The sequence below is a fragment of the Halobacterium litoreum genome (assembly GCF_021233415.1).
Lineage (GTDB): Archaea > Halobacteriota > Halobacteria > Halobacteriales > Halobacteriaceae > Halobacterium > Halobacterium litoreum.
Genome location: NZ_CP089466.1, coordinates 1,139,042 through 1,162,496, shown reverse-complemented (window position 1 = coordinate 1,162,496; position 23,455 = coordinate 1,139,042). Strand labels below are relative to the sequence as shown.

Annotated in this window: 26 protein-coding genes, 1 tRNA gene and 1 pseudogene; 9 read left to right on the top strand and 19 right to left on the bottom strand. The window is 68.7% G+C overall.

What is annotated here, in order from left to right; all coding sequences use genetic code 11:
* Positions 1-29 precede the first annotated feature (29 nt).
* The 14 genes and pseudogenes from LT972_RS06455 to LT972_RS06390 all read right to left on the bottom strand — a co-directional run bounded on the left by LT972_RS06455 (position 30) and on the right by LT972_RS06390 (position 11,292).
* Entirely contained in the window at positions 30-581 is a 552-nt protein-coding gene (locus LT972_RS06455; RefSeq protein ID WP_232572377.1) for a halocyanin domain-containing protein, read from the bottom strand.
* A complete protein-coding gene (locus LT972_RS06450) occupies positions 574-792 on the bottom strand; it encodes a dodecin family protein (RefSeq protein WP_232572376.1) in 219 nt (72 codons plus the stop codon). Before LT972_RS06450 ends, LT972_RS06455 begins: the two co-directional genes overlap by 8 nt.
* Before the next feature lie 83 nt (positions 793-875).
* Complete coding sequence (locus LT972_RS06445; protein WP_269780549.1) at positions 876-1,499, bottom strand: class I SAM-dependent methyltransferase; 624 nt, start codon at positions 1,497-1,499, stop codon at positions 876-878.
* 77 nt (positions 1,500-1,576) lie between these two features.
* A pseudogene (locus tag LT972_RS06440) lies at positions 1,577-1,918 on the bottom strand (phosphate signaling complex PhoU family protein); the annotation flags it as partial.
* Positions 1,918-2,823 (bottom strand): phosphate ABC transporter ATP-binding protein PstB, encoded by a 906-nt coding sequence (gene pstB, locus LT972_RS06435; protein ID WP_232572374.1) that lies wholly within the window; start codon positions 2,821-2,823, stop codon positions 1,918-1,920. The pseudogene LT972_RS06440 and the gene pstB, both read right to left, overlap by 1 nt.
* Positions 2,816-4,459: a phosphate ABC transporter permease PstA gene (gene pstA, locus LT972_RS06430; RefSeq protein ID WP_232572373.1), complete on the bottom strand. Its 1,644-nt coding sequence runs from the start codon at positions 4,457-4,459 to the stop codon at positions 2,816-2,818. The genes pstB and pstA overlap by 8 nt, the downstream gene beginning before the upstream one ends.
* Entirely contained in the window at positions 4,456-5,526 is a 1,071-nt protein-coding gene (gene pstC / locus LT972_RS06425; protein WP_232572372.1) for a phosphate ABC transporter permease subunit PstC, read from the bottom strand. The genes pstA and pstC overlap by 4 nt, the downstream gene beginning before the upstream one ends.
* A gap of 84 nt (positions 5,527-5,610) precedes the next feature.
* Positions 5,611-6,780, bottom strand: a complete 1,170-nt coding sequence (locus LT972_RS06420; protein WP_232572371.1) for a PstS family phosphate ABC transporter substrate-binding protein — start codon at positions 6,778-6,780, stop codon at positions 5,611-5,613.
* Positions 6,781-6,902: 122 nt separating this feature from the next.
* On the bottom strand, positions 6,903-8,135 hold the full coding sequence (locus LT972_RS06415; protein ID WP_232572370.1) for a tripartite tricarboxylate transporter permease: 1,233 nt from the start codon (positions 8,133-8,135) through the stop codon (positions 6,903-6,905).
* A 105-nt stretch (positions 8,136-8,240) separates the two neighbouring features.
* Positions 8,241-8,582, bottom strand: coding sequence for a 50S ribosomal protein P1 (gene rpl12p, locus LT972_RS06410; protein WP_232572369.1), 342 nt, complete (start codon positions 8,580-8,582; stop codon positions 8,241-8,243).
* A gap of 2 nt (positions 8,583-8,584) precedes the next feature.
* Positions 8,585-9,631 (bottom strand): 50S ribosomal protein L10, encoded by a 1,047-nt coding sequence (locus LT972_RS06405; protein WP_232572368.1) that lies wholly within the window; start codon positions 9,629-9,631, stop codon positions 8,585-8,587.
* A gap of 1 nt (position 9,632) precedes the next feature.
* The gene (locus LT972_RS06400) at positions 9,633-10,271 is read right to left on the bottom strand and encodes a 50S ribosomal protein L1 (RefSeq protein WP_232572367.1); all 639 of its coding nucleotides are present in this window, start codon (positions 10,269-10,271) and stop codon (positions 9,633-9,635) included.
* A gap of 283 nt (positions 10,272-10,554) precedes the next feature.
* Positions 10,555-11,046 (bottom strand): 50S ribosomal protein L11, encoded by a 492-nt coding sequence (locus LT972_RS06395; protein WP_232572366.1) that lies wholly within the window; start codon positions 11,044-11,046, stop codon positions 10,555-10,557.
* A 39-nt stretch (positions 11,047-11,085) separates the two neighbouring features.
* A complete protein-coding gene (locus tag LT972_RS06390) occupies positions 11,086-11,292 on the bottom strand; it encodes a VNG_1110C family protein (protein ID WP_232572365.1) in 207 nt (68 codons plus the stop codon).
* Positions 11,293-11,448: 156 nt separating this feature from the next.
* Between LT972_RS06390 and LT972_RS06385 the strand changes: the two genes are divergently transcribed.
* The 5 genes from LT972_RS06385 to LT972_RS06365 are packed head-to-tail and all read left to right on the top strand — an operon-like array spanning position 11,449 to position 14,459.
* Positions 11,449-12,561 carry an OBG GTPase family GTP-binding protein gene (locus tag LT972_RS06385; RefSeq protein WP_232572364.1) on the top strand — a complete coding sequence of 371 codons (1,113 nt, stop codon included), beginning with the start codon at positions 11,449-11,451 and terminating at the stop codon, positions 12,559-12,561.
* Positions 12,562-12,969, top strand: a complete 408-nt coding sequence (locus LT972_RS06380; protein ID WP_232572363.1) for a TIGR04206 family protein — start codon at positions 12,562-12,564, stop codon at positions 12,967-12,969.
* Between the two features lie 56 nt (positions 12,970-13,025).
* Positions 13,026-13,811, top strand: coding sequence for a VOC family protein (locus LT972_RS06375; RefSeq protein WP_232572362.1), 786 nt, complete (start codon positions 13,026-13,028; stop codon positions 13,809-13,811).
* Positions 13,812-13,860: 49 nt separating this feature from the next.
* Positions 13,861-14,082, top strand: a complete 222-nt coding sequence (locus LT972_RS06370) for a hypothetical protein (protein WP_232572361.1) — start codon at positions 13,861-13,863, stop codon at positions 14,080-14,082.
* Between the two features lie 2 nt (positions 14,083-14,084).
* Complete coding sequence (locus LT972_RS06365) at positions 14,085-14,459, top strand: TrmO family methyltransferase domain-containing protein (protein ID WP_232572360.1); 375 nt, start codon at positions 14,085-14,087, stop codon at positions 14,457-14,459.
* 28 nt (positions 14,460-14,487) lie between these two features.
* Here the strand turns inward: LT972_RS06365 and dph5 are convergent, their stop codons facing one another.
* Entirely contained in the window at positions 14,488-15,273 is a 786-nt protein-coding gene (gene dph5 / locus LT972_RS06360) for a diphthine synthase (protein WP_232572359.1), read from the bottom strand.
* Positions 15,274-15,363: 90 nt separating this feature from the next.
* On the opposite strand from dph5, the gene LT972_RS06355 reads away from it, so the two are divergent.
* The 3 genes from LT972_RS06355 (at position 15,364) to LT972_RS06345 (ending at position 17,390) form a co-directional block, all read left to right on the top strand.
* Positions 15,364-16,347 carry a class I SAM-dependent methyltransferase gene (locus tag LT972_RS06355; RefSeq protein ID WP_232572358.1) on the top strand — a complete coding sequence of 328 codons (984 nt, stop codon included), beginning with the start codon at positions 15,364-15,366 and terminating at the stop codon, positions 16,345-16,347.
* Between the two features lie 61 nt (positions 16,348-16,408).
* Positions 16,409-16,482, top strand: a tRNA-Thr gene (locus tag LT972_RS06350).
* 203 nt (positions 16,483-16,685) lie between these two features.
* Positions 16,686-17,390: a DUF4396 domain-containing protein gene (locus tag LT972_RS06345; RefSeq protein WP_232572357.1), complete on the top strand. Its 705-nt coding sequence runs from the start codon at positions 16,686-16,688 to the stop codon at positions 17,388-17,390.
* Here LT972_RS06345 and LT972_RS06340 read toward each other — a convergent pair.
* Genes LT972_RS06340 through btuC form a run of 4 tightly spaced genes read right to left on the bottom strand, consistent with a single transcriptional unit; the run spans position 17,387 to position 22,259 of the window.
* Positions 17,387-17,938 (bottom strand): thermonuclease family protein, encoded by a 552-nt coding sequence (locus LT972_RS06340; RefSeq protein ID WP_232572356.1) that lies wholly within the window; start codon positions 17,936-17,938, stop codon positions 17,387-17,389. The two genes, LT972_RS06345 and LT972_RS06340, sit on opposite strands and share 4 nt — an antisense overlap.
* A 4-nt stretch (positions 17,939-17,942) precedes the next feature.
* Complete coding sequence (locus LT972_RS06335; protein ID WP_232572355.1) at positions 17,943-19,919, bottom strand: hypothetical protein; 1,977 nt, start codon at positions 19,917-19,919, stop codon at positions 17,943-17,945.
* Positions 19,920-19,962: 43 nt separating this feature from the next.
* On the bottom strand, positions 19,963-21,159 hold the full coding sequence (locus LT972_RS06330) for a heme ABC transporter ATP-binding protein (protein WP_232572354.1): 1,197 nt from the start codon (positions 21,157-21,159) through the stop codon (positions 19,963-19,965).
* On the bottom strand, positions 21,156-22,259 hold the full coding sequence (btuC, locus tag LT972_RS06325) for a vitamin B12 ABC transporter permease BtuC (protein WP_232572353.1): 1,104 nt from the start codon (positions 22,257-22,259) through the stop codon (positions 21,156-21,158). The genes LT972_RS06330 and btuC overlap by 4 nt, the downstream gene beginning before the upstream one ends.
* A gap of 88 nt (positions 22,260-22,347) precedes the next feature.
* Between btuC and LT972_RS06320 the strand changes: the two genes are divergently transcribed.
* On the top strand, positions 22,348-23,445 hold the full coding sequence (locus tag LT972_RS06320; RefSeq protein ID WP_232572352.1) for a PGF-CTERM-anchored ABC transporter substrate-binding protein: 1,098 nt from the start codon (positions 22,348-22,350) through the stop codon (positions 23,443-23,445).
* Positions 23,446-23,455 lie beyond the last annotated feature (10 nt).

The following is a 23,455-nucleotide window of genomic DNA, read 5'->3' as shown; positions in this document are numbered from 1 at the left end:
CGGCTCCTCGGCTGTGCTACCGGCCCGTCTCACTCTTCGGCGACGACGACCGCGCCCTTCATCCCGACCGACAGATGGGGCTCGCAGTGGTAGAGCGCGACGCCCGCGCGGTCGAGTGTCTGTTCGAACGTCTCCTCGTCGGAGTCCACCGCCTCGCCGGAACTGAACTCGAAGTCCGACTCGCCGATCTGCTCGTCGGCCTCGGCTTCGACGTTGTGCGCGCCGCCTTCCCCGGTCCACCGCCACGTCACCGTCGTGCCGGGCGACACGGCGACGGCCGACGGCCCGAACGCGTAGAAGCCGCCGTTCCCCTCGCTACCGACGTCCACGTCTATCGCGTCCTGGCCGCGGCTGTCGACGACGCGTCCGCCGTACGTGTCGTCGCTGTCGCCGACCGCCGTTTCGGTCAGCCACTCGTCGACCGCCGGATAGTCACTGCCGGGGAGCGTGTCGCCGCCGCCACCGCCGCCCGCACAGCCCGCGAGCGCGACGACGGCGCCGACTGCCGTCCCGCGGAGGACGCGCCGTCGGGCGACGCCGCGACCCGAGGCGGCGCGCGGCCCCGACCGCGAGTCAGGCATCACCCGAGGACTCGTGGACCGGGAACGCGATTTCGACGGTCGCCTTGTACGACGTGATGGCGCCGCCCTCGACGTTCGCCGTCCAGTCCTCTACCTCGACGCCGTGGATGTCGTCGACCGTCTGACTCGCCTCCTCGACGGCGGCCTGCGCCGCGTCCTCCCAGGACTCCTCGGACGTGCCGAGCACTTTGATGATTTTGACTGCGGTCATGCCGTCGTAACGACGCGCGGGCCGCGCATTAGTATGGAGCGCGTACGCCCTCGAAACCCCACGCTTCGGTCGGTACGACCGGCTTACTCGGTGCGGACGACGCACGCGAAGTACGCCGGATTGTGGCTGTGCCGTCGCTCGAAGGTGGTCTCGCGCACGAACGCCACCCGCCAGCCGTCCCGTTCGCGGAACCGCTCCCTAATCTCGGCGGGCGAGACGCCGTACAGCGAACGCGGGTCCGAGCGCGCGTCGCCGAGCACGCAGTACGTACCGCCCGGTTCGAGGACGCTCCCGAGGCCCGCGACGAACCGGTCGCGCTCGGCGGCCCCGAGCACGTGGAACATCGCGCAGTCGACGACCGAGTCGAACGCGAACCCGCGGGCGGCCAACCTCGGCAGGTCGAGCGCGTCCCACACCACGAACGACGCCCGAATGCGCCGCCAGCGCGCCTTCTCGCGGGCCTGCCGAATGGCGAGCGGCGACAGGTCGACGCCGAGGACGTCGTGTTCGCGGCGCGCGAGGAACAGCGACAGTTCGCCGGTGCCACAGCCCACATCGAGAACCCGCGGGCCGAGCAGGCCGGCCTCCTCCGCCGCGACGAACGCGCGCTGCGGGCGCCCAATGTCCCAGTTCGGCACGCCGTGGTAGGCCGCGTCGTAGGCGTACGCCGCCGGCTTCGAGACGGGGTAGTGGCGGCGCGCGCTCACGGAGACGCCCCGCGTTCGGTGGTCATACGACCAACACGACGCGGGGGCTTGTAGAAGTTCGGCGGTCAGTAGACGAGTTCGGGGTCGCTCTCGACTGCGTACAGCGTGCGCGCCGCGACGTTCACGGCGTGGTCGCCGACGCGTTCGAGGTCGGTGCTGATTTTGAACGACGCGGCGACGAACCGGAGGTCGCTCGCGACCGGCTGCTGGAGCGCGAGCAGGTCGACGCAGTCGCCCTCCAGTTCGAGGTAGCGGTCGTTCACCGCGTCGTCGCCGTCCACGACACCTCGGGCCACCGCTTCGTCGTTCGCCTCGTAGGCCGCGAGCGCGTCGTCCAGTCGGTCGCAGACGAGGTCGCCCATCTCGACGACGCTCGCACGCAGGTCGTCGAGTTCGGCCTGGTACTCCTCTCTGGGCATTAGCCGAACTTCCCCGTGATGTAGTCCTCGACGCGCTGGCTCTCGGGGTTCTCGAATATCTGGTCGGTGTCGCCGTACTCCACGAGTTCGCCGCCGGTGAGGAAGACGGCGGTCTGGTCGCTGATGCGGGCGGCCTGCTGCATGTTGTGCGTGACGACGACCACCGTGTACTCCTCCGCGAGTTCCTCGATGAGGTCCTCGATTTTCGCGGTGGCGATGGGGTCGAGCGCGCTCGCCGGTTCGTCCATCAACAGCACGTCGGGGTCGACGGCGAGCGCTCGCGCGATGCAGAGACGCTGCTGTTGGCCGCCGGAGAGGCCGAGCGCGTTGTCGTCTAGGCGGTCGGCCACCTCGTCCCAGAGCGCAGCGTCACGTAGACACTGCTCCACGAGTTCGTCCTCCCGCTCGCGGTCGTCGCGGCCGAACAGGCGGCTCACGAGCCCGGTGTCGATGTCGCCGTGCTTCCGCGGACCGTACGCGATGTTGTCCCGAATCGACTTCGGGAACGGATTTGGCGCCTGGAACACCATCCCGACGCGCTTGCGAAGTTCCACCAGATTCGTGCCGTCCTGGTAAATCTCCTCGCCGCCGACCTCCACGGAGCCGTCGACGCTCGCGGCCTTGATGCGGTCGTTCATCCGGTTCAGACATCGGAGGTAGGTGGACTTCCCGCAGCCCGACGGGCCGATGAGCGCGGTGACGCTCTCGTCGGGGATGTCCATCGCGACGCCTTTCAGCGCGTGGTCCGAGCCGTAGTGGACGTTCAAGCCCTCGACGGATACCATCGGCTCGCCGCCAAAGTCGTAGTCGGCCCACTCGTCGCGGACCTCCTCGACGGTCTCGCCCGTGGTCGTCTGCGCGGCCTGTGCGTGCTGGTCTTGGGTCGTGGTGTCGGCGTTACTCATTGTACAGTTTCCTCCGGAAGTAGATGCGACTCGCGATGCCGATTGCGTACAGTCCGAGGACGACGACGAGCAGGACGAGCGCGGTCCCCCAGCCGAACTCCTGCACGGTGAACGGCGCGCCCTGTCCGGGCAGTCGCCCGCTCGTAATCGACGTGTAGAGTTGGTACGGGAGCGCGCTCCCGGCGTCCATCAGCGCGGTGTTGGAGACGAACGGCGGCGAACTCGTGAACTGGAACTTCGACAGCACGTTCGGCTGCTGGCTGGAGAACGGCGGGCCGCCGTACACCAACAGGAGCGGCGCCGTCTCGCCCGCGATGCGGCCGACGCCGAGAATGACGCCCGTGATGACGCCCGGCATCGCCGCCGGGAGCACGGCGCTCTTGATTGTCTGCCACTGGGTCACGCCGAGCGCGGCGCTCGCGTCCCGGTACTCGTCGGGAACCGCCTTGATGGACTCGTAACTCGTGATGACGACGAGCGGCAGGAGCATGAACCCGAGGACGAGCTGGCCCGAAATCAGGGACTTCCCGCCGCCGAACCGCGGCACGAGGAACGCCAGCCCGAACAGACCGAAGACGATGCTCGGGGTGCTCCAGAGGCCGTTCGTCGCGATTTCCACGACCTGGCGGAACAGCCGGCTCTCCGTGTACTCCGCGAGGAAGATGGCGGCCGCCAGCCCGAGAGGCACCGCGAACAGCATCGCGCCGAGCACCAGCCACAGCGTCCCGAGGATGGCGGGCGCCAGCCCCGGCACGTCGATGAAGAGGCTCTGGGAGACGTTCGTCACGAACGGGACCTGCACGTCGAAGAACGGAATCGTCCAGTCCGGCAGACTCACGCCGAACAGCCTCCCGGGCAGGTCGATGTGCCCATCGAACCCGAAGTGCGAGTTCGTGAGCGCCGTCTCCGAGCCGTTCTTCACGATGAAGCCGACGAGCAACGCGAGGACGCCGAGCATCCCGAACACGCTCAACCGAATCAAGTAGAACGCGCCGCTCTCGCGGCCCTGCGTCCCGAAGCCGGCTCGGGCCTTCGCGGCGCTCCACGACCCGACCAGCGACCCGACGACGGTCAACACGGGAACCATCACGGACCCGACGAACGTCGCCGAGATGTCGGTCGGCGACCACGACCACCCGAGGTCGACGGTGCCGGTGACGAACAGCGCGCCGAGGAACGCGAGGAACAGCGCCGGCGGGAACGTCGACCCCACGTCCTCGCGGGGGCCGACGGCGAGTGCGGTCGTCGCGCCACCGAACGCCAGCGCGGCGGCGACCCAGCCGACGGTGCCGAGGCCGAACGTCTGGGAGGCCGCCAGTCCGCCGACAGCGAACCCGATGCCACCGAACAGCACGCCGACGACGAGGCCGGCGCTCCGGGACGGCGACGCGGAGACGTACCCGACGCGCGACGCGACGCCGACGCCCGCGATGCCGACGGCCATCGCGAGCAGGAGGACGCCGAACAGCGCGAACAGGTCGACGCCGAGCACGGGCGTCGACTCGCCGACCCACTGGAACAACACGACCCAACTGGCGAGGAACAACACCGCGCCGAGCGCCATCACGCCCGTCGACACGTACTCGCGGAGCGTCGTCTCGGTGGAGACCAGCGCGTTCTGTTCGAACGTGCTCATCGGTCACCACCGTACTTGCGCCGCATGCGCGCCTGAATCACCTGCGAAGTGACGCTCAACACGAGCACCATCGCGAACAACACGACGCCCGCCGCGAACAGCCCCTCGAGGTGGCGGCCCGTCGCGTTCCCGCCCTCGAAGGCGATGACGGTGGTCAGCGTCTTACCGACGCCGCCGAACACGTCGTAGACCGGGTCCGGAAATCCGACCGTGTGGGGAATCATCACGGTCGCCGCCATCGTCTCCCCCATCGCGCGCCCGACGCCGAGCAGGACGGCGGCGGACACGCCCGAGAACGCCGACGGCAGGGTGACGCTCTTCATCGTCTGCCAGTTCGTCGTCCCCACCGCCAGCGCCCCGCTCTTCATCGCCTCGGGCACTGTCGACAGCGCGTCCTCGGCGACCGACACGATGGTCGGCAGCGCCATGATGCCGATCATCACGCCGACGGTGAAGTAGTTCCCAATCGTGGAGGTCTGGAACTTCTCGTAGAAAAAGCGGTTCACGATGGTGAAGCCGATGAACCCGTACGTGATGGAGGGAATCCCAGCCATCAACTCGATGCCCGGCTTCACGACTTCGCGGGTGGTGTCCGAGGCGATTTCGCTGATGTAGAGCGCGCCCGCGATGCCCAGCGGCGCGGCCACCGCCGTCGCGATGACCGTGGTTATCATCGTGCCGAGAATCATCGGCGCGAGCGACCACGGCGTGTCCTTCGCGGGCTTCCACAGCGGTTCGTTGCTCCGGTACAGCGCCTCCAGTCCCATCTGGTCGAACGCCGGCCACGCGCGAACGAACAGGAACGCGACGATGAGACCGAGGACGGAGACCGTCGCGACGGTCATGACGAACGTCAGCCCGCGCGCGATGGTCGCCTGATATTTGACCCAGCCGACCACCGTCAACAGGAAGAACAACGCCACCGGGACGACGGTCCACCGGGACTGCTGGTAGAACAACGCGAAGGCCGCCACCAGCGACAGCGCGGTCACCGCCAGTAAGACGAGCGCTGTGTCCTCGTTCCGGGACCGATAGTTTCGGAGACTCTCGACGATTCTGGATACCATGTATGCGATAACTGTGTGCGATTTCGGTGTCTTCGAAAGCGGACGGCAGTGGATGACAGCGGCTGACGACCGGCGGCGACGGCGTTACTCGTAGTTGCTCGCGGCGACCTTCTCGCGTTGGGCCTCGCGGCGCTCCGGCGGCAGCGCGAAGTAGTTGTTCGACTTCACGAAGTACTCCTGCCCGAAGTCCGAGAGCAGGAAGTTGACGAACGCGGCCTCCTGCCGGCTCGTGTCCTCCCACGTGTAACAGTGGAGGTCGCGGGCCAGCGGATACTCCTTGGAGCCGAGGTTCTTCCCGTACTCGTAGAGCGTGCCGTCGATTTCGAGGCCGATGGGCGGGACCTGCCCCTCGGGCTGGACGAACGCGAGCGCGATGTACGCGATGGCGTTGTCGGCGGTCGCGACGGCCTGCTGGAGCTGCTGGTTTTTCCCGTAGCGCTGGTCCGGCGAGATGGACGCCTCGGCGTCGCCCATCACGTTCACGAGGAACGCCGTGTTCGTTCCCGAGCCGGGGGCGCGACCGAGCGCGAGAATCTCCTTGTCCGGGCCGCCGAGTTCGCTCCAGTTCGTAATCTCCTGCTTGTAGATTTGGCGCAGTTCCTCGATGGTGATGTCCGTGACGCCCGCGTCCTTGATCTCCTTCGAGACGACGATTGGCTGGCCGTCGACGCCGACGACGTGGTCGACGAACTTGTCCAGTTCCTCCTCGGAGACGTCGCTACCGGCGAGTTCGGCTTCCGCCGTGGAGCTCGCGTCACCGATGTCGATGCGGCCCTCCATGACGCCCTCGATGCCAGTGCCGGAGTGCGAGAGCGCGATGCTCACGCGGAACGGCGGCACCGAGCGCTTGCCGGTCGGCTCCCAGCCGTAGCGGCTGGCGAAGTGGTCGGCGAGTCGCTCGTCGGTGCCGATGCGGTCGGCCCACTCCTGCGGGAAGTAGTCGCCGTCGCCCGGCTCCGGGTTGGAGTTCCAGAACGACGCGCCCGTGTTCGCGATGGGGAACACCGTCGAGGAACCGTCGCCGACGAGGGTGTCCGTGGCCAGACTGGTGTCCTGTTCGTCCTCGGTCGTCTCCTGTTCGGTCTCCTCCGGTTCCGTGGTGTCCTGCTCCTCCTCAGTCGCTGGGTCGTCGCTGTCGTCGTCGTTACCGCCCCCCTGACAGCCGGCGACCATCGCCGTGCCCGCGGCACCGGTGGCAGCGAGGAACTTGCGACGCGATGCGAACTCGGAGAACCGCCCTTTGTCCTGCGGCATCACCTACGTAGAGCGCGGTCGATACTAAACCCGTTTATAATAGGGGTACGGCGGCCTAACGTCCGGAACTGACGAATACGTCGACGTCATTTCCGTCGGTGTGCGTACGTATGCCACAGTAGTCACGTGGCGATGGGAACGAGCAACACTCCCATCAGGTGGACGCGACGCGCGCCGAAGCGCGGCGGAATCAGCCCCACGAGCGTCGCGACCACCAGCAAACCGACGCCGAGGACGCCCGCGAACAGCCACGAGAGGACTGCGAGGAGGCCACACACCGCGAGCGTGAGGCGCTCGTGGTCGACGGCGCGAATCAGCCGGAAGTACCGGTCGCCGAGCACCGGCACGAGCACGGCCGCGACACACGACGCGAGCGCGACGCTCGCGAGCAACAGCGGGAGCGTCCGCGGCAGACTCGCGCGCTCGAAGGCCACCAGCACGCCGGTTCGGGGTTCGCCGAGCGCGAACAGCGCGTACAGCGCGAAGACGGTGTTGGCGGTGTTGACGCCGGAGAGCGCCGCGATGAACGCACGGTCGCCGTCCGCGCTCGTGACGTCGAGCGCCGCGACGGCCGCGATGGCGCCCGACATGCCGGGGACGTACGCGACCGCCGCCCCCGCGAGACTGCCGGCGACGCCCGGCCTGACGACGTCCAGTGGACGACCAGCAATCGCGGGGTCGTGTTGCTCGGGGACGCCAGAGCCGCGGTACGCCGCGAGCAGGACGGGTGCACCGAACAGGCCCGCGAACAGGGGCGCGAGCACGTCACCCGTCGGAACGACACCCGACGGGTCCAACGGGAGCGCGACGACGCCGAGCAGGCCGCTGGCGGCGACCGAGAGCGCGCCGCCGAGTCGCGCCCGCCACGACGACTCCCGAGCGACCAAGAATCCCAACAGGAGCGCAATCGCGACCGAGAGGTGCGCGTACACCACGGGCGCGGCCCGCTTCGCCAGCCACGTCACGGGCGCGCCGGCGGCGAACGCCACCGCGACGGCGACGCCGCTCCCGAGCGCCGACACCCGCAGCGCCTCCCGACCCCGACCGCCCATCACGAGGCGGTGGCCGGGGAGCGCACTCACCGCCATCGCCGGGTCCGGCACCCCGAGCGCGAGCGTCGGCACCACGTCCAGAAACGAATGCGTGACGCCCGCCGCCAGCAACGCCGCCCCGACGAGATGTGGCGGCCCCGGTACGAGTGGCGCACCCGCCGCCAGCAGGAGCGCGAGCGTGTTCACGTGCAGTCCCGGCACCAACCCCGAGCACGCGCCGAGCAGCACGCCGGATGAAATCGCGGCGAGTGCCGCGGCTGTCGCCGCAGGGCCGACGAACACGCGCACGCCCAGCGCCTCCATCGCCGCGAGTTGGCCGCGCTCCCCTACTTCAAGTTACGCGCGGCGCGGACGCGTCGCTGGTCGGCGCAGCGCGCGAAAGAAAATTCGTGGGTTCGCGGAACCGAATTAGCCGAAGAGGTCGCCGAGACCTTCGCCGCTGGCCTCCTCGTCCTCGTCGTCGCCTTCGTCCTCGGCCGCTTCCTCGGCGGCTTCCTCCTCGTCGTCGCCCTCGTCGGCGGACTCCTCGGACTCCGAGGAACCGCCGGACGCGGCGGCGCCCGCGGCGGGCGCGGCGGCCGCCTGCTCGACGGCCTCTTCGATGTCGACGTCCTCCAGCGCGGCGACGAGCGCCTTGACGCGGGACTCCTCGACGTCGACGCCGGCGGCCTCGAGGACGCCGGTGATGTTGTCTTCGTTGATCTCTTCGCCAGACTCGTTCAGGATGAGGGCTGCGTAAACGTACTCCATTGTTATCCGAACATCTCCCCGAGGCCTTCGGCGCCGTCGTCCCCGTCGTCGTCTCCGTCGTCGGAGTCGTCGGCGTCTGCCTCGGAATCAGTTGCTTCGTCGTCCTGTGCATCTTCGTCGTCCTCGCCGTCGTCCTCAGCGGACGCGGCGGGGGCTTCGACGTCCCGGAGTTCCTCCGGGAGCGCCTCCTCGTCGTCGATCTGCGCGGCGAGCGCGCGAACCTGCGCGTCCGCCTTGCTCACGAGGTCGTCTGCGAGGTCCGGGCTCTCGATGCTGGCCTGCAGACCGAGGCTCTTGGCCTCGCCGCTGCCCTTCGCGAGCATCGTCGAGACGGTCTGAGCCGTCGGGTAGCCGGCGTTGATCGAGAGGTTCCGGGCGGAGGCGACCGCGGACTCGATGTCCGCGCGGTACTCCTCCACGTCGATCTCCAGTTCGTCGGGCGTGAACAGGACGCCCTCGGAGTAGACGCCGCGCAGGTCGAGACCGACCTCCTTCGGCTCGATGCCGAGTTCCGAGAGGACGTTGGACACGTCGTCGGAGACGGTGCCACCCTCCTCGACGACGACGGAGTCCTCGAGGACCTGGATGGAACCTTCCTGGATGCGCGCGTTCGCGCCGATCTGCTGGAGTTCGCCGACGAACGGACCGGGGTCGATGCCGGTGTCACCCTCGGGGATGACGATGTCGTTCGGGGCGACCTCGCCGGCGCTGATGGGCGCGGGGGTCTTCGACGCTTCGAGCTGCTTGAACAGCCCGAAGGGGTTGTCGTTCGTGGCGACGAGGCCGACCTCACCCGAGACGTACTGGGTGAGCTCTTCGAGGCCGTCGTCGACCTGCTCGAGGGCGCGCACGAGCAGCGTGTTCCGGCTCATGCGGAGCACCGCCTGCCCGTGCAGGCCGCGGCGCATGTCCTGGAGCTGCTTGCTCGGGATGCCCGTGACGTTCACGACGCCCACGCTGTCGTAGCGCTGCAGGAGTTCGACGAGCTCGTCGACTTCCGCCTGCTTCCACTCCGGAACGTGGTCGGTCGTGCGTTCTTCGGCGGACATCTCAGGCCACCTCCACGGCGGGCCCCATCGTCGTCTTCACGAAGACGGAGTCGATGTTGAGCGGGCCCTTCTCGAGGTCCGCGTGCAGGCGACGCAGGATGACGTCGACGTTGTCGGCGATGTCCTCGGCGGACATGTCCTCCGCGCCGACGCGCGTGTGGAACGTGCGTCGGTCGCGGCTGCGAAGCTGCACGGTGTTTTTCATTCGGTTGATAGTCTCGACGACGTCGTCGTCGGGCTGGAGCGGCGTCGGCATCTTGCCGCGCGGGCCGAGTACTTGACCGAGCGCACCCGCGATGTCTTGCATCATGGATGCTTCCGCCACGAAGAAGTCCGTCTCGTCTGCGAGATCCTTCGCGGCGTCGGTGTCGTCGCCGAGGTCTGCGAGGTCGTCCCCGTCAAGAACCTCGTCGGCGACTTCTTCGGCTCGAACCGCGGTCTCGCCGTCTGCGAAGACCACGATTTTCGTCTCCTGACCGGTGCCCGACGGCAGCACGACGCCCTCGTCGACTCGATTCGACGGGTCGTTGAGGTCGAGGTCACGCAGGTTCACGGCGAGGTCCACGGTTTCGCGGAAATTCCGCTGTGGAGCCTCGTCGAGCGCGCGACGTACGGCCTCTTCAATATCGTTGTCTGCCATCTTTCACCTCCGTAGTGCGTCGACCCTGTGAAGGCCAGATCTCCTACGGGTCAGTGAAACAGGCTACGCCTGTCTCGCTTCGACAGAAGTGGATGCCAGCCTTAAAACCGTCGAAGCCGATTCCCCGTGGGAGCCGTCCACGGGGCCGCTGGGCGGCGAGACGGCCGCGAGGCTGGCCGGCGAGAAAGCAGGAGAAACGCGGTGTTCTGTGCGTCGCGCTTACGCCGCTGCTTCTTCAGCGCCGAGCACACCGAGTCGCGAAGCGACTCGACCCCTCGGTGCCTCAGGCTGCCGCTTCTTCGGCACCGAGGACGTCGTCGTAGTCGCCGTCGTCGACGCGCTGCTTGAAGGTGCGCGCGTCCTCGCCTTCGATGGTGACGCCGAGGGAGGCACACGTGCCGGCGACCTCCTTCGCGGCGTTCCGCGTGTCGTAGGCCAGCAGGTCGGGCTTCTTCTGCTCCGCGATGGTCTTCAGCTGCTCGATGGAGAGGTCCGCGACGAAGTTCTCCTGGGGTTCGCCGGAACCGGTCTCGAAGCCGGCCTCGTCCTTGACGAGCGCCGCCGTCGGCGGGACACCGACTTCGATGGTGAAGGAGCCGTCCTCCTCGTACTCGACGGTGACCGGAACCTCGGTACCGTCGAACGCGGCGGTCTGGTCGTTGATTTCCTGTACGACTGCCTGCACGTCCACGGGGGTCGGGCCGAGTTCCGGGCCCAGCGGCGGACCGGGGTCTGCTTGACCACCGGGTACGAGTACTTCGATCGTCTCAGCCATACCCAGAAGAACCGTCGCCGCGGTTTTAACCCTTGTCTTTTACGGGAGACTGATGCCGTGACGCGTCAGGAACTCGCTGACCTCCTTGATGACGACGGGGCTGCCGATGATGCGGACGACCTCGGAGTCCTCCGGTTCGAAGATGGTGACGACGAACTCGGCCTCGACGTCCTCTCGAATCCCCTCCAGGGCGGACGCGGGGAGCACGATTTGCGTGCTGTCGCGGAACGTGGAGGGGTCTGCCATCGTGAATCTGTCACTTGACACGGGCCATTAACGTGTCGAAAGTAACTGCAGACACCCGGGCGCATTCGTGTGGTTCGTTAGCACAGTTGTCGCGCCGTCGACAGGCGCCGGCACGGAGGAAAGCCCTTTTCGGCGGGTACGGCGTAGCACCGGCCAATGGGTCTCGAGGAGGACATCGAATCGCTCGAAGAAGAAATCGCGAACACGCCGTACAACAAGTCGACGGAGGCCCACATCGGCCGTCTGAAGGCGAAGCTCGCGGACAAAAAAGAGCAACTCGAAAAACAACAGTCCGGGGGCAGTGGCGGTGGCGGTTACGCCGTCGAACAGCACGGCGACGCGACGGTGGCGCTCGTCGGCTTCCCCTCCGTCGGGAAATCCTCGCTCATCAACGCGATGACGAACGCGGACAGCGAGGTCGGCGCCTACGAGTTCACGACCCTCGACGTGAACCCCGGCATGCTGGAGTATCGGGGTGCGAACATCCAACTGCTGGACGTGCCCGGTCTCATCGAGGGCGCGGCCGGCGGGCGCGGCGGCGGGAAGGAGATTCTGTCGGTGATTCGCGGCGCGGACCTCGTCATCATCGTGCTGTCGCCGTTCGAAATAGAGCAGTACGACCGGCTCTCCGAGGAACTCTACGGCGTCAACATCCGCGTCGACGAGGAGCCGCCGTCGGTGACGGTTCGCCGGAAAGGCAAGGACGGCATCGACGTGAATACGTCGGGCGACCTCGAACTCGACCACGACACCGTCAAGGAGATTCTCCGCGAGCGCGGGTTCATCAACGCGAACGTCACCATCCGCGGGAACCCCTCGGTGGACAAACTCATCGACGGCATCATGGACAACCGCGTCTACATGCCGTCGCTCGTCGCGGTGAACAAGGTCGACCTCATCGACCCGTCGTACGCCGAGACGATGAAGGAGAACCTCCGCGAGCACGGCGTCGACCCCGAGGAGACCATCTTCCTCTCGGCGGAGAAGGAGAAGGGACTGGAGTCCCTGAAAGAGCAGATGTGGGAGGAACTCGGCCTCATCCGCATCTACATGGACAAGCCGGGTCGGGGCGTCGACTACGAGGAACCGCTCATCATCCGCGAGGGCGAGACCGTCGACGACGCGCTCCGCAAACTCGGCGGGACACTCGACGAGCGCTTCCGGTTCGCGCGCGTCACCGGCCCGTCCGCGAAACACGACGAACAGCAGGTCGGCCGCGACCACGAACTGAAAGACGAGGACATCCTGCGCGTCGTCGCGAGACGGTAGATGCGTCGTCGCCGCACTGCGGTCGTTTTCCTCGCGGGCCTCCTGCCGTGGGTCGCCGTCACGTGGCCCGGCGGCTGGTACCCCCTGTTCTCGGTCGGCTTCCTCCAGTTCGACCCCCTGACGTTCACGTCGCTCCCGGCGTACGTCGAGCGCGTCGGCACCGTCCCCGAACACCTCTCGGCGTGGCCGATAGCGACCCTCCTGTGGGCCGCTGCCCTGGCGTCGGCGCCGTTTGAGCGCGTGGACGGCACAGTCACCGTGGGGTTGCTCGCGCTCGCGGGCGCGAGCGTGCTGTCGTTGTCCCTCGAACTCTCCGGTCAGCGCGGCATCACCGCGATTCCGCTCGGGGCGCTGTGGCTGTGGGCCGCGGCGGGCGTCGAGTACGCCGCCCTCTTCCGGTCCGACTGACGGCCGGCAGTTCCGCGTCCGGTACGCTTAACGAGACGCCAGCCCACTCCTCGCCCATGACGGACTACGCACTCGACCACGTGATGATGCGCGTCGGCGACCTCGACGCCGCGCTGGACTGGTACGGCGAGCACCTCGACTACGTCGAGCACGCGCGCTGGGAGGCCGACACGTTCACGAACGTCTACGTCGGCCCCGAGGACGTCCACGAGGAGGGCGCGCTCCTCGAACTCACGTACAACCACGACACCTCAGAGTACGACATGGGCGACGCGTTCGGTCACATCGCGGTGCGCACCGACGACGTGTACGACGCCTACGAGCAGTTGATGGACGAGGGCGTCGAGGACTACCGCGACCCCGACTCGTGTGGCGGCTCCTACGCCTTCGTGAAGGACCCCGACGGCCACGAAGTCGAACTCGTGGAGCGAGACCACGGCCAGCAGTGGAGTCTCGACCACACGATGGTGCGCGTCGAGGACGCCGACCAGCATCTCGGCTTCTGGACGCGGAAGTTCGAGTACGAACACACGGGCCGCTGGGAGTCCGACACGTTCGCGAACTACTTCATGAAGCCGGAGGACGCCGCCGACGAGGCGATGGCGGTCGAACTCACGTACAACTACGACGGTCGAACGTACGACTTCGAGGACGGCTGGGGCCACCTCGCGGTGCGCACGGACGACCTCGTCGGCGACTGGGAGGACCTGCTCGTCCGGGAAGCCGAGGACTACCGCGACCCCGAGTCCTGTGACTTCAACTACGCGTTCACGAAGACGCCGGACGGCCACGAAATCGAAGTTCTGAATCCCGACGACTCGCCGATGGACCGGTCGCAGTAGTCGAGGCCCGCCGCGAATTTTTATCGTCACCCGTCGTGCACTCGCGAGTATGCACGCAGTGTCGACGCTCCGAGACCGGTTCGAAGCGATGCGCGACGACGGCGAGTGGGGCGTGTTCGTCTCGGCGCTCGCACTCGCCTTCCTCACGGGCGGGTACGCCGTGGGGAGCGTGCTCGCGGGCGAGGCAGTGACCGAGCAACTGTGGGCGCTCCCGTTGTTCACCGGGTGCGTGTGCGTGCTCGCGATGCTCTGGTCCCGGGACGAGGCGTGACGATGGAGTTCGTCCAGATAGGGCGCGTCGAGACGCCGTTCGAGACGCCCGACGAGGCGCCCCGGCAGGGCTGCGAGGACCCGCACGCCGGCAACGTCCGCATCGACGAGCGGTTCCGAGACGCCCTTCGCGGCCTCGCGCACGGCGACCGCGTGGTCGTCGTCTGGGTCGCCGACCGCGCCGACCGGTCGGTGCTCCGCGTCCGGGACGGCGAGCGCGGCGTCTTCGACACGCGGTCGCCGGCACGCCCGAATCCGATTTGCATCACCGAATGCGAGGTGCTCGCCGTCGACGAGGAAGACGGCACCGTCGCCGTGAAGGGCGTGGACATGGCCGACGGCAGTCCCGTCCTCGATTTGAAGCGCGCACTCGACTGACCCTCCATCCTACTCCGGTACCGCCGGCCTACTCCAGCAGGTCGTCGGGCGCGCCCGCGAGTCCCGCGAGCGCGTCGGCTTCGACGTGGTGGAGGTCGCCCGGAATCACGAGCAAGTGCAGGGGGTCGCCGAAGTCCTCGTCGGCGAGCGCGGCGAGCGTGTCGGCGCGCACGGTGGCATCTGGGGCGCCGGCGCGCGCGACGACGACGCCGAGCGCGTCCGGGTCCCAGTGTTCCGCGAGCAGGCCGGCGGCGTGGCTCGCGGTCATGTACTCGTCGCCGTCGATTCGCGGGTGGTCGACCTTGATGTCGAGATAGCAGAGCGTGTGGAGGCCGCGCTCGCGGTTCGACTCGATGGTCTCGGTTACGGAACTCGGGACGCCGTCGGCGCCGTGGGCCCACTCGAAGGGGAGTGTCGTCGCTTTTCCGAACCGGTAGTTCTGGAGGCCCGTGAGGCTGGACGCGGCGGACTCGGCGGTCGGCGCGTGAATCACGCGCGTGTCGACACCGCGCTCCTCGGCGCGCAGGCGCAGGTCGACGTGCGTCGTCGAAATCATCGTGTCGCCGGCGGTGAGGAAGACGGCGTCGCCGTCCTCGGCGGCCGCGAGAATCGGCTCGGGGTCCTGTTCGACGCCCGCGCGGTCCCGAACTTCGATTGCGGTGTCGTGGTGGGCTTCGAGGTCGGTTACGTCCGCGCCGACGAGTCTGCTGGTGTAGAACTCCGCGAACGCGCGGTCGGCGTCTCGGATGGCGTCCCGCCCCGCCACCGTGACCGAGCGCTCGTCGTAGAGGCCGAGGCCGACGAACGTGAGCATACCGTGGATTGCGCGCGAGCGACCCTATGGGTTTCGAGACGGGGACGGGGAAGCGACACCCGTAAGGGCGGCGCTCGCCGAGTATCGCCAATGGCAGTACCGTGCGTTCGCGTGTCCGTCGAGGACGGCGAAGCCACCCGGCGGCGGCTCGCCGACGACGACCTCGTGGACGACGCACACGAGATTACCGGCGAGGCGGGCGACCTCTACATTCCCGTCACCGACGCCGACGCCGTCCCCGACGACCTCTCGGTCGTCGACTTCGACGCGCCCGAGCGGCGCACCCAGACCAACCCAGCCGACCTGCTCGGCTACGAACCGACCTACGAGCGCCTCGGCGACGTGGTCATCGTGGACGAGGACGACCCCGAGCGCGCCCGCGACATCGCCGACGCGCTCGTCGAGTCGGACGTGCGGGCGGAGACGGTGGTCGACCGCGCGTCGAAAATCAAAGGCGAGACGCGCGTCCGCGACTGGGACGTGCTCGTCGGCGACAGCACCGAGGCCGTCCACCGCGAGTACGGCCACGAGTTCGCCGTCGACATCGCCGAAGTGTACTTCTCGCCGCGCCTCGCGACCGAACGCCACCGCGTCGTCGAGCAAGTGAGTGAGGGGGAACGCGCCTTCGACATGTTCGCGGGCGTCGGCCCTTATGCCGTCCCGATGGCGTCGGCGGGCGCCGAGGTGGTCGCCACCGACATCAACGAGACGGCAATCGAGTACCTCCGCGAGAACGCCGCGCGGAACGGCGTCGCCGACCGAATCACCGCCGTCGCGGGGGACGTACGGGAAGTCGCCGAGGACTACGAGGGCTGGGCCGACCGCGTCGTGATGAACCTCCCGCACACCGCCAGCGACTTCCTCGACACCGCCGTCGAACTGGCGGGCGACGACTGCGTCCTCCACCTCTACGACATCCAACACGAGGACGACCCGTTCGGCCCCGCCGAGCGCGCGATTCGGGACGCCGCCGAACCCGAGTACGACGTGACAATCGAGACGCGACGGGAGGTACGGTCGTACGCGCCCCACGAACTCAACGTCGTCGTCGACGCCCGCCTCACCCGCCGGTGATTCGCAAGGCTTATTTCTCGTATGCGGCTACGGTAGGATGCGTTCGAGTGAGACAGCGCGTGCCGGTATAGCTCAGACTGGTAGAGCGATTCCTTCGTAAGGAATAGGCCAAGGGTTCAAATCCCTTTACCGGCTCTTTCTGTCGAACGGAGTGAGACTGAAATCCGATAGAGGGATTTGAACGAGACGAGTCGCGCGCAGCGCAGCGAGCACGTCTCGGCGTGGTTCCCAATCCCTTTACCGGCTCTCTTTCGTTCTCGACGTTCCGCAGTCTCGACAGCGTTCGCGGTACTGTTTCGGCCGTCACTTCCATCAGTCTCGAAGCCCCGAACGGCGGTATGGCGAGTTTCCTGCACTCGATAGAGGAGGCGCTCGCACCGGCCCGCGACGTGGTGCGGCCGGTGGTGTCGGACCCACAGGTGCTCGCGGCGTGGGCAGCGCTGGTCGCCGTCTCGCTGGGGGTGCTCGCGTGGGACTTGCGGAAGCGGAATCAGGCGATTCCGTCGCTGATGAAGGGCGTGTGGGCGCTCGTCGTGTTGTACTCGGGGCCGATGGGGTTGGCGCTGTACTGGTACGCGGGCCGCACGCAGATACCGTCGGATTCGCTGTGGCGGCGGGGCGTGCGGTCGACCGCGCACTGCTACTCCGGGTGTGGCGCGGGCGAAGTGACCGGCGTCGTCCTGCTGGTGGGCGTGCTCGCCATCGGTGACACCGTGGTGACGACACTCGGGACGTTCGCGTTCGCGTACACCTTCGGGTACGCGCTGACTGTCGGACCGCTGATGCAGGAGGGCGAGTCCTTCGGCACCGCCGTGATGGACGCGCTCTACAGCGAGACGCCCTCCATCACGGTGATGGAGGTGACCGCCATCGGCACCGACCTCCTGATTGCGGGGTCCGCGACCATCGGCGACCCGCTGTTCTGGGGCGCGCTCGCGTTCTCGCTGTCAGTCGGGTTCGTGGCGGCGTATCCCGTGAACGCTGGTCTCATCGCGGTCGGTGTGAAGGAGGGGATGTCGAACCCCGCCGAGATGGGGAGTTAGGCCGCGCAGGCCCAGAGGCCGGTGTCGTTCTCGCGGGCGTCGCGTTCTTCGGCGGTGAACCCGTCGAGTCGCGAGAACTCGGAGTCGTAGAGGCGCGCGTAGCCGCGGTCCAAGAGCGCGCGGTTGAACGACTCGCCGTCGACGGTGACGTACGCGAGCAGGCGGCCGTAGCCGCCGCGTCTGTCGGCTTCGGGGTCGGTGGCGACCGTGACTTCGGCGCCGGCGAGGCGTTCCGTGGCGAACTCGCTGGCGCGCTCGCCCCAGTCGCGGAGGCAGGCGCGGCCCGCCTCGGTGTCGGGGACGCCCTCGAACTCGCCGGGGCTCACGTCGGCGTGGACTTCCGGCGTGTCGACGCCGAGCAGGCGCACGCGCTCTTCGGTGCCGTCCGCGAACCGCACGTCGACCGTGTCGCCGTCGACGACCGAGACGACGGTGGCGGTTCGCTCCTCGCTCGCAGACCCGTCGAGCATCGGCATCGAACAGCCGGCGGTGGCGACGAGGACGGCGACGGCGAGCAGTTGCAGCCGGGGCGGGGACGGGCCTCCCATCGCGTCACCGCCTCCGGAGTGCGGCGAGTGCGACCGCCAGCGCGACGCCGGCGACGGCGGGCGCGACGCCGAATCCGGGCACGCTACCGCCGGACCCGGCGACGCTCACGCGCGCCGACTGGTCGCCCGCAGCGAGGTCGAGGACGCCCGTATCGGGCGCGGTCAGCGTGACGGTTCGCGTGACGGACTCGCCGGGGTCGAGTGTCGCCTCGAACGTGGCGACCTGCCGGCCGTCGAGCGTGAGCGCGACCGGGCCGGTCGCCGGGCCGTCGGTCGGGTTCGACAGCGTCGCGGTGACAGTCACCGTCTCACCTCCCTCCACCGGGTCGGGGGAGGCGGACAGCGACTCGACGGTCGGCGTCGCGGGCTCGCGTACGACCACCGGAACCTGGTTCCGGCCGACCGTGACGTTGTACGTGCCGGGGTCGGTGAACTGGTGTTGGAGCGTTATCGCGTCCGTCTCTCCGGGCACGAGTTCCGCCGTCGACTCCGTCATCGTGTCGCCGGCGAGCGAGAGCGTGGCGACGTACTCGCCGGTCGTGCCGCCGTCGTTCGTGACGGTGGCGCCGACGGTCAGCGTCTCGCCGACGTACAGCGTCGGCGGCTCCTCGAAGGTCGCGTCCCGGAACGGGCCCGTGACCTCGTAGCCGGCGACATCGTAGTCCATTCGGGGCGGGCGCGTGTCGAACGCGTCGGCGTGTTCGAACCGCGACCACATGTCGGGGGTGTCGCTCGTCGCGGTGTACCGCTGGGCGTACTGACCGACCGACGTCGAGGACGCGCTCGCCACCGCCCGCAGCAGGTCGTCGTTCGACACGCGGCCCTGCTGGCGGTTCAGTTGGTAGAACACGTCGTTCATCGTGAAACTGCTGTCAGTCGCGAGGCGGAGCCGGCGGTCTATCGACCCCCAGACGAGACTCCCCTTGATGTAGTTCGCGCCGACCGGCCACGAGCCGGGGTCGGCGAGCACGGCGTCGTTCCAGGGCTCGCGTTCGCCGTAGGAGAGGTACCGCTGGAACGCGTCGAACTCGACGTACCCCTCGCGGAGAGACATATACGCGGCGTAGTACTCGGCTGACGCCTCTACCGTCCACCGGCCCGACGAGGTGGGCGTGTAGTCCTGTCGCGTGTGGACGTACTCGTGGAACCAGACGTTGCCGGGGTCGTCGAGGCGCGCGTCGGCGACCACCCACGAGTCCGTGCCGCCGTACTCGACGCCGCGAATCCCCCACGACACGTCGGTCGGCGCGACGCCGAACCAGACTTCTGAGTCGCGGGACCCGACTCGGAGGCGCTCCGAGGCGGCCGACAGCGCGTCGAGGACGCGCGCCGGAGATTCCGCCATCTCCGCGCGTTCCGGCACGGCGAGCGTGAACGTCTGCCCGTTCGCGGTCCGGGTGTGCGTCTCGACCGGCCCGAGGTACGCGATTTCGCCGCCGGTCGACCCTTCGCCGTCGACGGACACGTCCTCGGCGATGTCGACGTCAACGTCGTCGCCGCGCCACCCCCACTCGGTGCGGAGCGTCGGCACGGTGACGAGCGCCCACGACCCGGCGTCGACGAACGAGTAGTCGCCCTCCTGGGCGACGCCGGCGTGGCTCCGTGAGCCGGTCGTCGTCTTGTTCGCGGGGAGCGACAGCCTGAGCGTCGCCGAGTCGCCGTCGCCGTCCCACGACCACGCGCCGTCACCGGACTGGAAGTCGTCGCTCTGGACGGTTCGCGCGTCGTCGGGGAGGTTCACCGACAACGACGTGACGGGGTCGGGAATCGAGTACGTCACGGCGACGCCGATTTCGCCCGGTTCCCCGGGCGTCAGCGAGAGATGGATCGACTTCTGGATGGTCGCGGACTGCTGGCTGGCGACGTCGGACGCGGCAATTCGAGCGTCGGCCGGTGGTCCGGCGTTCGACGCCCCGGCGACGACCGGGCCGGCGACGAGCGAGGCGACGAGTAACGTCACGACTGCCGCGACGCGATACATACCACGGACTGAGGCCGCGACCTACATAACCGCCGTGGCCGGGTCACTCGCCGCCGCCGTCGGCGACCGCGATGCGCGTGTCGTCGTCTTCGACGGCGGCGACCGCGGCGGCCACGTCCTCGGCGGCGACGCGGGTAGCGACGGGGTCGTCGCCGACCACGAGCGTCGCGTCGGCGGCGTCCCGGAGTTCGGGGTTCGCGCCGCGGTCGGCGGCCTCGCTCGCGACGACGACGGCGTCCGCGTCGGCCACGAGCGTACGGGCGCGAGCGACCGCTTCGGCGTCCGGCGACTCGAACGGCGGCACCGTCACGCAGTCCGCGCCGAACCGCCGGGCGGTCTCGTGGTCGGTGTCGCCGTCGACGACCGGGCCGACGGAGAGGTCGGCGCCCGCGTCGGCGAGACGGCGCAGAATCGGCGTCGCGGCGTCGCCGCCGCCGAGTACGTGGACGCGCCCGTCGAGGGCCGCGTTGGCGTCCGGGAGCGGCGTGACCGTCGGTCGACCGGTCGCGGGGTCGGTGCCGACGGCGACGCGGGCGTCGAACGCCTCGCGGACGGCTTCCGGAGACAGGACTGACTCGGGCGGCCCGGAGTCGAGGACGCGGCCCTCGGCGACCAACACGAGTTCGTCGCAGTAGCGCGCCGCCAAATCGAGGTCGTGGATTGCGGCGACGACGGCGCGGTCGGCGTCCGCGGCGAGGTCGCGGACGAGTTCGAGCGTGCGAATCTGGTGGTTCACGTCGAGGCTCGCGGTCGGTTCGTCGAGCAGGAGGACGGGGGCGTCCTGTGCGAGCGCGCGAGCGAGCAGCACGCGCTGGGTCTCCCCGCCGGACAGCGAGGTCACGTCGCGGTCGGCGAACCGCGCGACCTCCGCGCGCTCCATCGCGCGGTCGACGGCCTCGGGGTCGTCGTCGCTCCCGAACCGCGGGACGTGGGGATGCCGGCCCATCTCGACGGTCTCCCGGACGGTGAACTCGAAGGAGACGTGGGTGTCCTGCGGGACGGTGGCGACGCGGCGGCTGGTGGCTTTCGACGGGAGGTCGTCGACCGCGTCGCCGTCCACGAGGACGGTGCCGGCCTCGGGGTCGATGACGCCGTTCATCGCGCGCAGGAGCGTCGACTTCCCGGCGCCGTTCGGTCCGACGACCCCGACGAGGCGGCCGTCCTCGACGTTCGCGCTGACGGCGTCGAGAATCTGTTCGCCGCCCAGTTTCACGTCCACGTCGCGCACGTCGAGGGTCACAGCGCACGCACCTCCCGGTCGCGGAGCAGGTAGAGGAAGAACGGCGCGCCGACGAACGCGGTGACGATGCCGACGGGGAGGCCCTCGGCGTTCGAGCGCGCGATGGTGTCCGCGACGACGAGGAACGCGCCGCCAGCGAACGCGGACGTCGGCAGGAGGACGCGGTGGTCGGGGCCGACGACGAGGCGCATCGCGTGCGGGACGACGAGGCCGACGAAGCCGATGACGCCGGCGACGGAGACGGCCGCGGCGGTGACGACGCTGGAGACGGCGAGCAGCACGCGTTTGGTGCGTTCGACTTCGACGCCGAGCGCGTGGGCGTCCTCCTCGCCGGCGAGCAGGACGTTCATGTCCCGAGCGTACGCGAGCAGGACGACGCTGCCGAGCACGACGGCGGGGAGCGCGACTTCCACGTCGCCCCAGCCGCTCCCGTTGAGGGTGCCCATCAGCCAGTACATCGCTTCGCGGATGCTCTTTCCGGACTTCACGACGACGAAGGAGGTGACGGCGCCGAGGAACGTCTGGACGGCGACGCCCGCGAGCAGCAGCGTGGCGACGGGCGTGCGGCCGTTCTGCGTCGCGAGCAGGTAGACCGCGAATGCGGACACGAGTGCGCCGCCGAACGCCGCGGTCTGGACGCCGAACGGCAAGAGCGCGGGGAACGCGATGGCGGTGACGGCGCCGACGGCGGCGCCCGAGGAGACGCCGATGATGGAGGGGTCGGCCATCGGATTCCGGAAGAACCCCTGCATGACGGCGCCGGAGACGGCGAGCGCCGCGCCGACGGTGGCGCCGAGGACGATTCGGGGCATCCGGAGCTGGCCGACGATGTACTGCTGGGTTCCGGGCACCGCGAACTGGAGGGGGGAGGCGTAGTCGATTGCGAGCGCGGGCCACGGGAGCGTGCCGACGACGGGGAGCGTGAGCGTGCCGAGGAACGGCACGACGGAGGTCGGGACGGCGAGCGCTTCGAGGGCGGCGAGCGCCACCCGCGGGTAGGAGATGGACACCGGCCCGATAGTGGCGCTGGCGAGCATGACGGCGACGAGGAGCGCGAACGTCCCCGCGCTCCACGCGCCCGCCTTCGTGTGCGCTCGCATCACCACAACCGTATTTGCTTTAGGTAAATATTTATTGCGTTAGTGGCCTCGATGTCGTATGCGCAGAAGTGCAACTATACTTGGTGTAGTGCTACTAGTTCTGAGTGCGATCGCGCCGGCGAGCGCCGCCGTCGGCGCCGCGAGCGCCCAGACCGCGGACGCCCTCGACTGCGAGTTCCCGTACACGGGCACCGACGCCACCGGCACGGACGTCACCGTCAGCGAGGAACCCGAACGCGTCGTCACGCTCAGCCCGAGCGCCGCCCAAACCATGTGGGAAGTCGGCGGCAGCGAGAAGGTCGTCGGCGTCTCCCAGTTCGCCGGCTACCTCGACGGCGCCGGCGACCTCCCGGTCGCGCTCTCGGGCTACCCCGCCACCGTCAACACCGAGAAAGTCATCGAACTCCAGCCCGACCTCGTGCTCGCGCCGAACACCATCGACAACGAATCCGTCCAGAAGATTCGCGGCGCCGGCATCACCGTCTACCGCTTCGAACTCGCGGACTCCGTCGACTCCGTGACGGAGAAGACCGAACTCGTCGGCGAACTCACCGGCGAGTGCAGCGGCGCCGAACAGGTGGTCTCCGGCATGGAAGAGCGCGTGAACACCATCGAAACCGCCGTCGAGGGCGAGGAGAAACCGACCGTCTACTGGGGCACCGAAGCCGGCTACACCGCCGGGCCGAACACGTTCATCGGGAAGGCAATCGCGAAGGCCGGCGGCCACAACATCGCCGCCGACGCCGACGCCAGCGCCCCCTACCCGCAACTCACCGCGGAGTTCATCGCCGCCCAAGACCCCGACTTCGTCGTCGTCAGCGTCTCCCCCGAGCGGATGGGCAACGAGTCCAAGTCCTACATTCCGAAGGGCTCGGTGATTCGGAACACCACCGCCTACGAGGAGGGGAACATCGTCGTCGTCAACACCAACAACCTCAGCCAGCCCGCGCCCCGCGTCGTCACGCCGATGACGACGTTCGCGCAGGCGTTCCACCCCGAAGCCTACGCGGACGCGAACACCACGACGACCACCCAGACCACGAGCGAACCGACCGCGACGACCAGCGACCAGACCAGCGAAGCGACGACCGCCGACACCACGACGAGCAACGGTGACACGCCCGGCTTCGGCGCGCCCGTCGCGCTCGTCGCCGTCCTCGCCGCCGCGCTCATCGCGCGCCGGTAACGCCCTCGAA